The organism is Ruminiclostridium cellobioparum subsp. termitidis CT1112 (assembly GCF_000350485.1).
In the GTDB taxonomy this organism is placed as follows: Bacteria; Bacillota; Clostridia; order Acetivibrionales; family DSM-1351; genus Ruminiclostridium; species Ruminiclostridium termitidis.
The window spans coordinates 46,222-60,488 of sequence record NZ_AORV01000065.1 but is presented as its reverse complement, the minus strand read 5'-3'; the positions used below and the strand labels follow the sequence as shown (position 1 = coordinate 60,488).

The following is a 14,267-nucleotide window of genomic DNA, read 5'->3' as shown; positions in this document are numbered from 1 at the left end:
AACTGGAGCTGTCGGGCTCCAGTTTTATCTCTCAAACCAATATTGTTAAAATAAGCATCAATTAAAGCAAGAGGAGAACCTACTATGGATAAATCAAATTTAATATATACAGGAACCTGGGGAGATCAGGGAAACGGTACTTTTAGAAATCCTATATTGAATGCAGATTATTCGGATCCTGACGTAATAAGAGTGGACGATACTTTTTATATGGTATGTTCGGATTTTCATTTTATGGGAATGCAGGTGCTCAAATCAAAGGATCTGGTTAACTGGAACTATATCTCTCAAATATATTCCGGACTGGATATTAATGAAAATTATGTATACATGAACAGGTATGGGGGTGGAAGCTGGGCGCCAAGCATACGATATCACAACGGGACTTTTTATGTTTATTTCTGTACTCCTGATGAAGGCCTGTTCATGTCCAGCGCAAAAAGTCCTGAGGGACCCTGGGAACAATTACATCAGTTGGTCAATATAAAGGGCTGGGAGGATCCCTGTCCCTTTTGGGATGATGACGGAAATGCATATCTCGGACACAGCATTCTGGGTGCAGGTCCCATTATACTGCATAAAATGAGTCCCGACGGTAAATGTATATTGGATGAAGGAGTTGAGATTTACCGGGGACCTGTGGCGGAAGGAACCAAATTCTTAAAACTGAACGGATATTATTACCTTATAATACCGGAGGGAGGCGTTGCCGCAGGCTGGCAGACAGTATGCAGATCCGGCAGCATTTACGGTCCCTATGAAGCAAAAAAGGTATTAAAGGAGGGTAACGGAATAAATGGCCCCCATCAGGGAGGAATTGTGGATACTCTGTCCGGAGAGTGGTGGTTTTTACATTTTCAGGATAGAGGGACTATAGGCCGGGTTGTGCATTTGAACCCTGTAAAATGGGTGGATGGCTGGCCTTTAATAGGAGTGGATATTGATGACGACGGTATTGGCGAACCTGTCATAGTTCACAGGAAGCCGGATACAGGATTTGAACATGATAAAATAGTAGCACCCGTGACCTCAGATGATTTCAAGAGTGAAAGGTTAGGTTTGCAGTGGCAGTGGAACCATAACCCTGTGAACTCCAGCTGGTCTTTAACCAAACGCGCCGGGTTTTTATCCCTTCAGCCTGTTGATGAGAATACTGATGTTTTATTGACAAGAAATGTCCTGACCCAGAAAATTATGGGTGATAGGGGAAGAATAATTACATTGCTTGATACTGGAAATATTGCGGATGGTCAGCAGGCAGGATTGACTTTGATCGGCAAGTCCGCCCAATGGATAGGTATTAAAAAGATTGACGGTATGGACCGGGTAGTTGCAAGCATAGATGGCGGCTTTATAATAGGACCATGTATAGCTGAAAATAAAATATGGTTATTAGCTGATATAGACATCAATAACTTTTGCAGCTTTAAATATAGTTTTGATAATAAAGCCTTTATAAGTTTGGGAAGGGGATTCGGGTGTTCTAACGCAAATTGGAAGGGGGCAAGAGTAGGCATTTTTACAAACGGTACATTGGCCGGAAGTGCTGACTTTGAGTTTTTTACTTATCTTCACGATGGACCTGGAGGAGGATCTAAGGAATAAATTTAGTTCAATGCAATATCCTTAAAACTTATGTCTCTGCTTAAAGCAGGGTTCATACTATTACATTAAAAGACCATGTAACCTGTTACATGGCCTTTTGCCCAATAAAAAATCATCATCAATCATCCAGCTTGCCTTTAAACTTATCACTGAACTTTGGATTATCAGGATTCTGAATGGCTGCCTGCTCTGCTTTGTTTTGTGCATTGGGTTTTGAGGTACTCTTGTTCTTTTTTCCTTTAAACATAAATAACTCCTTTGAGAGAGATTTTCCAAGATATTCAGTAATATAATCTGTAAATAGATAAATTTTATTCAACCCAAATGTTATTCTTTACATATTATGAAGCATGTTATGAAGCATGGAATACTTTTTCCGTCAGAAGGTATGTAAATGAATAACTGAAGGGAGGTCGCAGGCCAATTATGTCGGAAGCAGGCAATCTGAAGCAGAACGGTCAGCATAAGGAGTTTAAAGGCTACGGAGGGATTGAAGATATTGAAAGATATTCAGCTTTTGAGCTTGGGATAGGCTGGGAGCAAAAAAAGAGTAAAAATATAGAGACAATTTTAAATTTCAAGCAAACTATTTTTGGGCCGGATAACCGGAATAACTGCACCCTGGCTTCCATAACCAGGATTATGAAATATTACTCAGAGCTGGGGTTTCATGAGATTCCATCAGATATCCATGAGATATATGCCATAGTCAGGGAAATAGGAGTAAAGCATGGGTATGATCCGGAAAAATCAGGAATTTTGAGAGATTTATTCATATACACTCCCTTTGAAATAAAGACAATGGTTGGAGATACCTGGAAGAAGTTTGGTTATGAGCGCAGCAAACCGAATAATATATATATTGGAAAATTAAAGGCCATTAAAAACAGTATAGATGACATGAATCCTGTATTGCTGAACATTGCCTGCGGTGATTATGAGGGGCATACTGTCACAGTTACCGGTTATAGAGAGTTCGGCAGCAGTAGGGAGCACTGTGACGACAGAAACTTTGTTCAGGTATATGACGGCTGGAGTGAAGATGTAAGATATATTGACTGGAACAATTTCGGCATAACTCCGGCCAGTGTAACCAGAATAATTTAACCAGCCGGGCACATCACCTTAATTTGGTTATTGACAATTTTAAGCGATTAGGTTATCATTTAATAAATGTTAAAGGTAATGACTGGAAATATTAGAAATCTAAAAGCTTACAGAGAGCCGGCATTTGGTGCGAGCCGGCAGTCTTGATGATTTTGAACTCATCCACGAACTGCTGCCCGACAAGTAGGGTAAGCCGGAATTCCACCGTTACAGGGATAGATGGTAATAGCCGTCGAAAGAGCGAATTCTTAAGAATTAATTAGAGTGGTACCGCGAGTCAGCCTCGTCTCTATACTGAGATGGGGCTTTTTGTTGTCCTGAAAAGTAAAAAAATTCCCATAATTGAGACTTTTCAAGACGAAAAACAGCTGTTCAAATTCCGGGTTTGAGCAGCTGACTGAAACTAAATATAATTATTTGATGGAGGTTTTTCTATGAGCAGAAAGATACTAGTACTTGACACGACTTTGCGGGACGGAGAACAGGTTCCCGGAGCCAAATTGAATCTACATGAGAAAATTGAATTGGCACACCAGCTGAAGGCATTAAATGTTGATATCATTGAAGCCGGCTTTGCGGCCTCATCCCAGGGAGACTTCAATTCGATAAAAGAAATAGCGTCACAAATCGGTAACGGCAGCATCATGATTACTGCTCTGGCAAGAGCGGTAAAAAGTGATATTGATGCGGTATACCAGAGTATAAAAATGGCTCAAAATCCATTAATTCATATAGTGCTTGGGACATCTGAGGTTCACGTCAATAAAAAATTTAATAAGACAATGGAGGAAGTAATGGAAATGGGAGTGGATGCCGTAAAGTATGCCAAAACATTAATGCCCTATGTCCAGTATTCAACGGAAGATGCCTCCAGATCGGAATTCGAATATTTGTGGAAAACTATTGAGGCCGTTGTAAAAGCAGGGGCAACTATGATCAATATTCCCGATACAGTTGGTTATGCGGTGCCTGAAGAGTTCGGAGAACTCATAGGAAAGCTCAATTACCGTTTGAAAAACCTTAATGACAAGGTTATTTTGAGCGTTCACTGCCATAACGATACGGGGCTTGCCACCGCAAACACCCTGGCCGCCATAAAGAACGGTGCCGACAAAATCGAGTGTACAATCAACGGCCTCGGAGAAAGGGCGGGAAATGCGGCCCTTGAGGAAGTGGTGATGGCCATGAAACTGCGGTCTGCCTACTATGATGCCCACACCGATATCAATACAAAAGAAATTTGCAGAACTTCCAGGCTGGTGAGCAATCTGACGGGACTGGACATACAGGTTAACAAGGCAATAACCGGGGACAATGCTTTTGCACATTCCTCGGGAATACATCAGGACGGTCTGCTCAAAGACAGAGCGGTTTATGAAGTCATTGCCCCCGAAGATGTGGGAGTAGAAAAGATGGATATAATCCTGACGGCCAGGTCGGGCCGCCACGCATTTCGGAATGCAGCCGAAAAACTGGGTTACAGGTATCAGAGTGAAACGGACTTCGAAGCTCTCTTTAATCAATTTCTGGAGCTTGCCGATGCTAAAAAGGAGGTTTACGACTATGATGTCTACTATCTGCTCCAAAGGCATAACAGCAGCAGGGCTGACGGCGGACACGGCAGTGCCGGTGCGGAGCTTGACCTTTACGAACTGGTTTCCTTCCAGGTAATAAGTAATGATATTTTTCCCACTGCCACCATCAAGCTGAAAAAAGGGAAGGAGACCTTCAAGCACAGTGCTGTAGGAGATGGTCCAATCGATGCATTATATACTGCAATAAAGGATATTACAGGCCTGGATGTGGACCTTAAGGAATATAAGATCAGCAGCATGTCAAGAGGGAAGGAAGCGCTGGGAAGGGTCAGCATCAGGATCTGTCACGACGAAAAAATTTATACGGCCAGGGCCATGGACACCGACGTCATCAAGGCCAGTGCACTTGCCCTGATAAACGGGTTGAATGCAATAATTCTGGAAAAGGTGAATTGACAGAAGCACATTTCAAAAACAACCCCCGCAGCCGGTGTTTCCAGGGGACACCGGCTGCGGGGGTAATAAATTCACTATATTTTTCCGGTTATGAACCAATCCATCAGTTTATAGCCTTCTCCGACGAAAATACCTGTCTTCCCGGCTTCTGCCTCATCATAGCACTGTGCCTCCGAAACAACTTCCCGGGTGCTGTCATATATTATGAACGGAACAGGTTCAGAAGTATGAGTGCGTAGACTCAGCGGTGTGGGGTGGTCTGGGAGCACCAAAACCCTGTAATCCCTGTGCTTTTTCAGTCCTTCAAGTATGGGAGCGACAATTTTCTGGTCCAGGTATTCAATTGATTTTACCTTGTTTTCAATTTCATATCTGTGTCCGCACTCATCAGGAGCTTCCACATGGACATAAACAAAGTCTTTACCGCTGTCCAGTTCTGCTATGGCAGCGTTGGCCTTTCCGATAAAGTTTGTATGGATATTCCCTGTTGCTCCCTCTACGTCAACGGATTCCAGACCTGCACACAGGCCGATGCCCTTTAACAGGTCAACTGCCGATATCATGGTTCCGGTCTTGCCATACTTTTCACTGAAGGAGGCCAGAGCAGGTTTTCTGCCTTCTCCCCAGAGCCAAATTGAATTGGCTGGCCTGAGTCCGCGGTCCCTTCTGGACCGGTTTACGGGGTGATCCTTCAAAATATCGTAGCTCTTTATCATTAAGTCCAGCAACATTCCGGATTCTTCTTTTGGAAGATAATCGGTAACTTTTCTCTCCAGAATATCGTGGGGAGGAGTACAGCCCAGCCCTGTTTTTCCATTGCTCCACACCAGACAATGCCGGTAGCTTATGCCTGGATAAAAATTAATGTTTTGGTTTTTCAAAGCTGCATTTACTGCTTCTATCAGTACGCGTGCCTCCTCGGTTGAGATTTCGTCGGAACTGTAGTCGATCATGGTCCTGTCGGCATAGTTTGACTCGTCCTCCGATAAATAAACCAGATTGCAGCGAAGTGCCACATCGGTGGGCAGGAGACTGATACCCATGCTGACAGCTTCCAGCGGAGAGCGTCCGGTATAGTATACCCGGGGGTTATAGCCCATAACCGAAAGGTTGGCTGCATCACTTCCCGGAGGGATTCCTTCCGGAATAGTCTTGACCAGACCTACGGTACCTTTTTTGGCAAGCATATCTATATTCGGCTTTTTTGCATACTGCAGCGGTGTTTTGTTATCCAATTCCTTCATGGGATAATCTGCCATGCCGTCACCTAAAACAACAACATATTTCATATAATCTCCCTATCTGCGGGAGATAAATGAATCCCCCGCATGACCTCCATAAAATTATTAGCCCTTTGTAACCACCTTTGCCCAGGTGTCCTTAAGACCCACTGTCCGGTTGAAAATCAGCTTGTTTTCAGTCGAGTCGTTGTCAATACAATAGTAGCCCATTCTCAGGAATTGGAACCTGTCTCCGGGTTTTGCCCTTACAAGATCGGGCTCAACCATACAGTTCTCAATAATTTCAAGAGAATTTGGGTTAATATTTGATCTGAAATCCTTACCTTCTTCAACATCCTCGGGATCGATTTTCATAAACAGGTGATCATATAACCTGACCTCGGCTTTTACGGCGTGGGATGCCGATACCCAGTGAAGCGTACCTTTTACCTTCCTGCCGTCGGGGGAGTTGCCGCCCTTGGATTCAGGATCGTAAGTGCATCTCAGCTCGACGATCTCTCCGGTAGTCTCATCCTTTACCACACTCCGGCAGGTTATAAAGTAAGTGTTCTTTAAACGGACCTCTTTGCCGGGAGCCAAACGGAAGAATTTATTCGGAGGATCTTCCATAAAGTCATCCTGCTCAATATAAATTTCTCTTGAGAAAGGCAATTTTCTTGTGCCCATCTCAGGATTCTCGGGATTATTTTCCACATCAAACCATTCCACCTGACCCTCGGGGTAGTTTTCTATAACCACCTTCAACGGTCTTAATACAGCCATAACCCTTGATGCGCTGAAGTTCAGCTCATCTCTTATGCAATGTTCCAGCAGCGCAAAGTCAACAAGGCTGTTGTTTTTTGCAACACCTATTTTTTCACAGAAGCTCCTGATTGAGCCGGGAGTATATCCACGCCTTCTCAGGCCTGAAATAGTAGGCATTCTGGGGTCATCCCAGCCGCTTACGTACTTTTCGTTCACCAGTTGAAGAAGTTTACGTTTGCTCATCTGCGTATATGCCAGATTCAAACGTGCAAACTCGATCTGCCTTGGTTTTGCAGGCAGGTCAACATTCACTTTGACCCAGTCATAAAGAGGTCTGTGATCTTCAAACTCAAGGGAGCAGAGGGAGTGGGTGATACCCTCCACAACATCCTCAATGGGATGGGCATAATCATACATGGGGTAAATGCACCATTGATCTCCGGTTCTGTGGTGATGTGCTCTGAGGATTCTGTATATGACCGGATCCCTCATGTTTATATTTGGGGAAGCCATGGCTATTTTAGCTCTTAACACCTTTGAACCGTCGGCAAACTCCCCGTTTTTCATTTTTTCAAACAAATCCAGGTTTTCCTCCACCGATCTGTCCCTGTATGGGCTGTTTTTGCCGGGCTCGGTGAGAGTTCCCCTGTGTTCGCGTATCTGCTCGGCAGTCAGGTCACAGACAAAGGCTTTTCCGTCCTTGATAAGTTTAACTGCACATTCGTACATAATACCGAAATATTCCGATGCATAAAATATATTATCCCAGTTGAAACCCAGCCATTTTACATCCTCCTGGATGGACTCAACGTATTCCACATCTTCCTTGCTGGGGTTTGTATCGTCAAATCTAAGATTGCATTTGCCGCCATATTTCAGTGCAGTGCCAAAATCAATGCATATAGCTTTGGCATGGCCTATATGAAGATAACCGTTGGGTTCGGGAGGAAATCTTGTTCTTATAATATTATCGGGTACCCTCCCGGCGGCCAGGTCCTCATCAATAAAGTCATATATAAAGTTTGACGGGACGGGGTTTTCTTCTTCAATTGCCGGGGTGTTTATAATTTCGTCAGCCATTGTTTTACCTCCATATATAATAAGTCAAATTTTTTGACTGTCTGATTTGTATCTTACAGTATTATATAGCATATATAGTATTTATAATCAGCAGCTTTTCAGCTTTTCGATACCAATTCCGATTCTCTTAAGGGTTTCCTCTTTTCCAAGGATATCAGCTATTTCGACAGCACCGCCGGGAGTAACCGCCTTGCCTGAAACAGCGGTTCTTATAGGCCAGAGCATAAGACTGTTCTTAATACCCAGAGCTTCAATATGTGCAAACAGTGCTTCATGGATAGCATCAAAATTCCAGTCACTGATGGCCTCCAGCACAGGAAGCACCGAATTCAGGCTTTCCAGAGAATTCTCAAGGGTGGTTTTGCTCTTCTTGTGAACATACATCTGTATATCATAATCGGGAAGCTCATCAATGAAGTCCACAGTTTCGGGTATGGTGGTCAGGACTTCGGTTCTTAGCTGCAGCAGTTTGCTTAGCTTTATAGTGTCAATATTTTTGTTGGTTATGGCTTTTTCATAATAGGGCAGAGCCAATTTGTGGAACTCTTCAGCAGGCATTTTTCTGATATATTCGCCATTCATCCAGGTAAGTTTGTTTATATCAAAAATAGCCGGTGATTTACTGATACCCTTGATGTCGAAAATCTCCTCCAGCTCCTTAAGAGAGTAAATCTCTCTGTTGTCTCCGGGACTCCAGCCAAGGAGGACCACATAATTTACTATTGCCTCAACCAGGTAACCCATGGAAACCAGGTCCTCAAAGGAAGGATCTCCGGCTCTCTTGCTGAGTTTTTGTCCTGAAGCCTTCAATATCAATGGAACATGCACATAGGTGGGAATATCCCAGCCGTACGCCTGGTACAAAAGATTGTACTTCGGTGTGGAAGCCAGGTACTCATTACCTCTTACAACATGTGAAATAGCCATCTGATGGTCATCTATAACATTGGCAAAGTTATAGGTGGGGAGTCCGTCGGTCTTTATGAGAATCTGGTCGTCAAGCTCGCTGTTGTCAACGGTAATTGTCCCATAAACGGCATCTTCAAAGCTGGTTGTACCTGTGTCGGGCATTTTTTGTCTGATGACATAGGGTTCATTATTGGCAAGCTTGTGTTGGATCTCTTCCCTGGAAAGATTGAGACAGTGACGGTCATATCTGTGGCCCAGGCCGGCAGCCTCCTGCTCTTCCTTAAGGGCGGCAAGCCTATCCTTGGAACAGAAGCAGTAATATGCTCCGCCTAAATCAACCAGCTTTTTGGCATATTCCAGATACATGCCCTTTCTTTCACTTTGCACATAGGGACCATAAGCTCCGCCGATATCAGGACCCTCATCATGAACAAGTCCGGCCAGCTTTAAAGTCTTGTAAATAATATCAACCGCACCTTCAACAAAACGTTCCTGATCAGTATCCTCTATTCTTAAAATAAACTTTCCGTTTTCTTTTCTGGCTATCAAATATTCATACAGCGCGGTTCTCAAGTTGCCGATGTGCATGTAACCGGTTGGACTTGGTGCAAATCTGGTTCTGGTTTGCATGGTATCTAACTCCTTTCCGTAATATAGTATTATTTTTATTAAGAACAAAGGTGGCGTAACCACATTTGTCTGCGCCGGATATAACAAAAAAACCCTCCGTCCATATGCAGGACGAAAGGTTTAACTTCCGCGGTACCACCGTGCTTGGCAAAGCCCACTTTACAGAACGGAAAAATAATAATCACCATTATTATTTGTTCATTCCTCTCTCTGTAACGGGAGCAAACCGTCAGGCTTACTTCATTTAATGTCAAATCCGCTTTGATTCTCTTGAAACCATTGAAGAATTGATTGATAAATGTTTCTTCAGCCCGAAGCTCGGATACCTGTTTCCATCAGTGTTCTTACCGGATTCCCACCATCTCCGGCTCTCTGCAGGTCAATTGCAGCACAATTGATTTTAAGAACTTAAAGAAGTACTTATTATCGTCATTGCTAATAAATTAATAGGTTGTTCTATATTATATTATTTTGAAATAATATGTGTCAAGGTTTCAATGAATTAAATCACTTTTCACAAAGGAAATCTTTTATTACTTAAGCATATCAAAGATTCCCTGCAACCCTTTTTCCTTAAAATTTATCATATCCTTGAAGCTGGCCAGTTCATCCTTAACGATATCGTTCAGGAGACTTTGCCCCAGAACTTCAACAGGAGCCAGGTCATCAGTGAATACCAGCTCCGAGCCGGTAACCTCCTGGAGATTCTGACGTACATATTGTGAAACTCTCTGAAGAGGATTCTGACTGTCAAACTTACCTGTATTAATATCAAAGTTATTGACCATATCTGCATCATTTGAGGCGAATAGCATAACATTGGTGGTACCGGCTATATCGCAGGTATAAACTTTGTTCATGACACTTTTAACAGTCTGGCTGAGGTATTGATTTATAGGGTTATCGCCCTCTGACTTCATATTTATATTCAGTATGATCACACCTCCGGGTTTGAGGTGACTCGATACTTCGGTAAAGAATTCCTTTGTCGTCATATGAAAAGGGATGGTTATGTCATGGTAGGCATCCACCATTATTACATCATACTCTCTGCAATTCCTGTCCGACAGGAAAGTGCGGCCGTCGGTTTCATAGACAGTGGCCTCATCCTCGGTTACGCCAAAGTATTTCTTTGAGAGCTCTACAATTTTCGGGTCGATTTCAACCGCATCGGTTTTTACATTTTTGTAATATATCCTGGACTGCTTGGCATATGTACCCGTACCATTGCCAAGTATAAGCAGGTCCAAGTTATTGTCCGGACTGAATTCCTTTAAAAACTGAGGTGCCATGAGTGCATAGTCATAGTAAAGGCCCGACAGCTTGTTGTCCTTCCTGTATACCGACTGTACTCCAAAAGCCACATTTGTGGAGAGATAAACCGCTTCCTCGTCCTCCGAGACCTGGAGATAATTATAAATCGATTCGTCTTCCAGGATACAATCCTTCCAGAAGGCGTATGAATTGGAAAGGGGAAGGAAAATCAGCATAAAAACCAACAGCGAGCTGATTATAACTTTAATGGGTCTTATCTTCCTGATTAAGAAATAACTCAAACAAATGAGATTCAATATTAAAGAAAACAGCAAAAAGGTTTTATTGGTTCCAATATAAGGAATTGTAACAAATGTAGGTAAAAATGTTCCTATTATACTTCCGATGGTGTTCATGGCATAAATCTTGCCGGTGGTCCTGCCCGCATTTTCAAGATCGGTCACACCCAGCTTCACCAGATAGGGAGAAACCATGCCAAGACCTACCAAAGGAACCGAAAACAGAACAAGACAGGATATTGCAGTACCCGTGACCAGCAGGTCATTTGAGAAGAACAATGCCAATAACCCGGTAATAGCAATGATAACGTATTTGCCGATAAAGGGAATGACTGCGATCCACAGGGCGGCACCCCATATAATCATGTACAATTTGTTAAGGCTGTTATTTTTGTCGGCCGACCTGCCGCCCAGAATATTGCCTATGCTTAGAGAAATCATTATCAGACCTATTATGACTGTCCAAATAATCTGGGAAGTTCCGAAGGTTGGAGCTAATAATCTTGAAATGCTTAATTCAACAGCCATTACGGACATTCCGCAAAAAAACGAAGTTGCGTACAAAAGCAGCTTTTTTTCCATGTGTTCTTTTTCCTGTCCTTTCGTAAGGTAGATTATAACGCATAGGTTTAAAAAACGTTTCACATTCTTGAAAATTTTTCCGTTGCAGAAAAATTTTCTTACCTTATGCGCGTTTCAACGAGGTAAAGATACCTTGTTATATATAGTTTATATCATTATGGTTTATTTGTGAATTCAATCTGGGGAATTTGCATAATTAATCAAAATAAATCCTATGAAATTTAATCTTGTATACAATGAACAAGTTGTATATAATAAAAGTGGCGAATATACTTGGTTTCAGGTTATATGACCAGGTAATAAAATAAAATGCATTAATTATTGAAATACTTTAAATATCGAAATATTGAAATAATTGTGTAAGAAAAGCCGGGATTTGAGCTAATATTTAAAGCTTATTTATTTTAAATCAAGTAATATTTTCTGGACAAGAAAGGGGAACAGTAGTATGAATTTTCTAGAGCAGATTGTGAGTAGGGCAAAAAGTGATATCAAAACAATAGTACTTCCGGAAAGTACGGATATCAGAACTATTAAGGCTGCCGCAATGATTCAGGAGCAAGGAATAGCAAACATTATTCTCATTGGCAACAAGGATGAAATAAAGAAGTTGGCAGGTGATTTGGACATTTCAAAGGCGCAGATTGTAGATCCTGCTGATTTTGATAAATTTGACGAGTATGTAAATACTTTGTATGAACTCAGAAAAGCCAAGGGAATGACAATAGAGCAGGCAAGAAAATTGTTGAGTGAAAACGTATTGTATTTCGGTATAATGATGGTAAAAATGGGTGCGGCCGACGGAATGGTTGCCGGAGCTATAAACTCAACAGGAAACACCTTGAGACCTGCACTTCAGATATTAAAAACAGCTCCCGGAGCAAAACTGGTTTCAGCCTTCTTCATAATGGTTGTTCCAAACTGTGAATACGGTGAAAACGGTGTATTTGTGTATGGTGACAGCGGACTTGTTGAAAATCCAAATGCCGAGGAACTTTCAGAAATCGCAATCGCTTCTTCAAAATCCTTCAAGAGTCTTGTTCAGGCCCAGCCTGTAGTGGCAATGCTCTCTTATTCAACCTACGGAAGTGCAAAAAGTGAATTAACCGAAAAGGTTGTAGAAGCAACAAAGCTCGCAAAAGAAAAGGCTCCGGAACTTCAGCTTGATGGTGAACTGCAGGCAGATGCTGCCATAGTTGCTTCCGTCGGACAGTCAAAAGCTCCCGGAAGTTCTGTTGCAGGTAAGGCAAACGTTTTGATATTCCCTGATCTGAACTGCGGAAACATTTCATACAAGCTTACACAGAGGCTTGCAAAGGCTGATGCCTATGGCCCGATAATCCAAGGGCTTGCAAGACCTGTAAACGACCTTTCAAGAGGCTGCAGTGCGGAGGATATAGTTGGAGTTGTGGCTATTACCTGTGTGCAGGCACAAAATATGTAATTTTGATACAATAGTTTGGTACAATATAATATTTAGTACAATATTATGTAAATTTTATCTAAAATAAAGTTTTGATCAATCAAAAATATTCAGTAACCAAATAATTAATTAGGGAGATGAAATATAAATGAAGGTTTTAGTTATTAATGCAGGCAGTTCTTCATTAAAGTATCAGCTGATCGATATGACCAATGAAGCAGTTCTTGCAAAAGGACTTTGTGACAGAATAGGTATTGAAAATTCATTTATCAAGCAGTCAAAGGGAGACGAAGAAGCAGTAGTAATAAGTAAAGTCCTGAAGAATCATAAAGATGCAATTGCGGCTGTTATAGCTGCTCTTACCGATGAAAAGATAGGTGTAATAAAGAGCATGTCTGAAATTTCAGCCGTCGGACACAGAATAGTTCACGGCGGAGAAAAGTTCAACAGCTCTGCAGTTATAAACGAAAAGGTTATGGACGCTGTAAGAGAATGTATTGATATAGCTCCTCTTCACAACCCGCCGAATATTGTAGGTATTGAAGCATGTCAGCAGATAATGCCTGATGTTCCCATGGTTGGAGTGTTTGATACAACCTTCCACAGCACAATGCCCGATTATGCATATCTCTATGCCATACCTTACGAGCTTTATGAGAAATACGGCATCAGAAAATACGGTTTCCACGGCACATCGCATAAATATGTATCCGAAAGAGCTGCCGACTTGCTCGGAAAGCCTTTAAGCGAATTAAAGATCATCACCTGTCACCTTGGAAACGGATCGAGCATCTGTGCTGTAGATAAGGGCAAGTCAGTTGACACCTCTATGGGCTTTACACCGCTGCAGGGGCTTGCAATGGGGACCAGAAGCGGTACCATTGACCCGGAGGTCGTTACTTATCTGATGGAAAAGGAGGATCTCACCGTTAAAGGTATAAGCACACTGCTGAACAAGAAATCAGGCGTACTTGGTGTATCGGGCGTAAGCAGCGATTTCAGAGATCTCCACACTGCTGCCGAAGAAGGAAACAAAAGAGCCCAGCTGGCTCTTGAAATATTTGCTTATGGTGTCAAGAAGTTTATCGGTGAATATATTGCAGTCATGAACGGCGTGGATGCAATTGTATTTACAGCCGGCATAGGGGAGAACAACTCAACCATAAGAACCCAAATCCTTGACAATATGGACTTCCTGGGAATAAAAATCGATCCTGACAAGAATAAGATCAGGGGCCAGGAAATCGATATCAGTGCACCGGGTGCCACTGTTAAGACATTTGTTATTCCGACCAACGAAGAACTTGCCATTGCAAGAGAAACCGTAAGGCTTCTGAAATAATTTCTACATTATTATATAGATACGAATATATAGATATCGGAATATTGGTAATAATAAAGA

The 14,267-nt window shown here is 42.3% G+C and carries 10 protein-coding genes and 1 other annotated feature; of the genes, 5 read left to right on the top strand and 5 right to left on the bottom strand.

The window, feature by feature from the left end; translation table 11 throughout:
- The first annotated feature begins 84 nt into the window (after positions 1 to 84).
- The gene (locus tag CTER_RS22425) at positions 85 to 1,605 is read left to right on the top strand and encodes a glycoside hydrolase family 43 protein (protein ID WP_004629787.1); all 1,521 of its coding nucleotides are present in this window, start codon (positions 85 to 87) and stop codon (positions 1,603 to 1,605) included.
- Positions 1,606 to 1,723: 118 nt separating this feature from the next.
- On the opposite strand, the gene CTER_RS29080 is transcribed toward CTER_RS22425, so the two are convergent.
- On the bottom strand, positions 1,724 to 1,852 hold the full coding sequence (locus CTER_RS29080) for a hypothetical protein (protein ID WP_004629594.1): 129 nt from the start codon (positions 1,850 to 1,852) through the stop codon (positions 1,724 to 1,726).
- 179 nt (positions 1,853 to 2,031) lie between these two features.
- Between CTER_RS29080 and CTER_RS22420 the strand changes: the two genes are divergently transcribed.
- Complete coding sequence (locus tag CTER_RS22420; RefSeq protein ID WP_004630145.1) at positions 2,032 to 2,712, top strand: hypothetical protein; 681 nt, start codon at positions 2,032 to 2,034, stop codon at positions 2,710 to 2,712.
- Between the two features lie 69 nt (positions 2,713 to 2,781).
- Positions 2,782 to 3,006, top strand: a binding site (T-box leader).
- A 140-nt stretch (positions 3,007 to 3,146) separates the two neighbouring features.
- Complete coding sequence (locus tag CTER_RS22415; RefSeq protein ID WP_004630083.1) at positions 3,147 to 4,703, top strand: 2-isopropylmalate synthase; 1,557 nt, start codon at positions 3,147 to 3,149, stop codon at positions 4,701 to 4,703.
- 74 nt (positions 4,704 to 4,777) lie between these two features.
- Here the strand turns inward: CTER_RS22415 and CTER_RS22410 are convergent, their stop codons facing one another.
- The 4 genes from CTER_RS22410 to CTER_RS22395 all read right to left on the bottom strand — a co-directional run bounded on the left by CTER_RS22410 (position 4,778) and on the right by CTER_RS22395 (position 11,442).
- Positions 4,778 to 5,992 (bottom strand): cofactor-independent phosphoglycerate mutase, encoded by a 1,215-nt coding sequence (locus CTER_RS22410; protein WP_004629826.1) that lies wholly within the window; start codon positions 5,990 to 5,992, stop codon positions 4,778 to 4,780.
- 57 nt (positions 5,993 to 6,049) lie between these two features.
- Positions 6,050 to 7,768 (bottom strand): glutamine--tRNA ligase/YqeY domain fusion protein, encoded by a 1,719-nt coding sequence (locus CTER_RS22405; RefSeq protein ID WP_004630191.1) that lies wholly within the window; start codon positions 7,766 to 7,768, stop codon positions 6,050 to 6,052.
- 87 nt (positions 7,769 to 7,855) lie between these two features.
- Positions 7,856 to 9,307, bottom strand: coding sequence for a glutamate--tRNA ligase (gene gltX, locus CTER_RS22400; protein WP_004629838.1), 1,452 nt, complete (start codon positions 9,305 to 9,307; stop codon positions 7,856 to 7,858).
- 533 nt (positions 9,308 to 9,840) lie between these two features.
- Positions 9,841 to 11,442, bottom strand: coding sequence for a spermidine synthase (locus CTER_RS22395; protein WP_004629894.1), 1,602 nt, complete (start codon positions 11,440 to 11,442; stop codon positions 9,841 to 9,843).
- A 448-nt stretch (positions 11,443 to 11,890) separates the two neighbouring features.
- On the opposite strand from CTER_RS22395, the gene pta reads away from it, so the two are divergent.
- A complete protein-coding gene (pta, locus tag CTER_RS22390; protein ID WP_004629966.1) occupies positions 11,891 to 12,886 on the top strand; it encodes a phosphate acetyltransferase in 996 nt (331 codons plus the stop codon).
- Positions 12,887 to 13,013: 127 nt separating this feature from the next.
- Complete coding sequence (locus tag CTER_RS22385) at positions 13,014 to 14,207, top strand: acetate/propionate family kinase (RefSeq protein WP_004630101.1); 1,194 nt, start codon at positions 13,014 to 13,016, stop codon at positions 14,205 to 14,207.
- The last annotated feature ends 60 nt before the right edge of the window (positions 14,208 to 14,267 follow it).

Excerpts from the sequence above, each read along its gene's own strand:
- gltX (WP_004629838.1), bottom strand. The coding sequence starts at position 9,307 with ATGCAAACCAGAACCAGATTTGCACCAAGTCCAACCGGTTACATGCAC.
- CTER_RS22415 (WP_004630083.1), top strand. The coding sequence starts at position 3,147 with ATGAGCAGAAAGATACTAGTACTTGACACGACTTTGCGGGACGGAGAA.
- CTER_RS22410 (WP_004629826.1), bottom strand. The coding sequence starts at position 5,992 with ATGAAATATGTTGTTGTTTTAGGTGACGGCATGGCAGATTATCCCATG.
- CTER_RS22425 (WP_004629787.1), top strand. The coding sequence starts at position 85 with ATGGATAAATCAAATTTAATATATACAGGAACCTGGGGAGATCAGGGA.
- CTER_RS22385 (WP_004630101.1), top strand. The coding sequence starts at position 13,014 with ATGAAGGTTTTAGTTATTAATGCAGGCAGTTCTTCATTAAAGTATCAG.
- CTER_RS29080 (WP_004629594.1), bottom strand. The coding sequence starts at position 1,852 with ATGTTTAAAGGAAAAAAGAACAAGAGTACCTCAAAACCCAATGCACAA.
- CTER_RS22420 (WP_004630145.1), top strand. The coding sequence starts at position 2,032 with ATGTCGGAAGCAGGCAATCTGAAGCAGAACGGTCAGCATAAGGAGTTT.
- pta (WP_004629966.1), top strand. The coding sequence starts at position 11,891 with ATGAATTTTCTAGAGCAGATTGTGAGTAGGGCAAAAAGTGATATCAAA.
- CTER_RS22405 (WP_004630191.1), bottom strand. The coding sequence starts at position 7,768 with ATGGCTGACGAAATTATAAACACCCCGGCAATTGAAGAAGAAAACCCC.
- CTER_RS22395 (WP_004629894.1), bottom strand. The coding sequence starts at position 11,442 with ATGGAAAAAAAGCTGCTTTTGTACGCAACTTCGTTTTTTTGCGGAATG.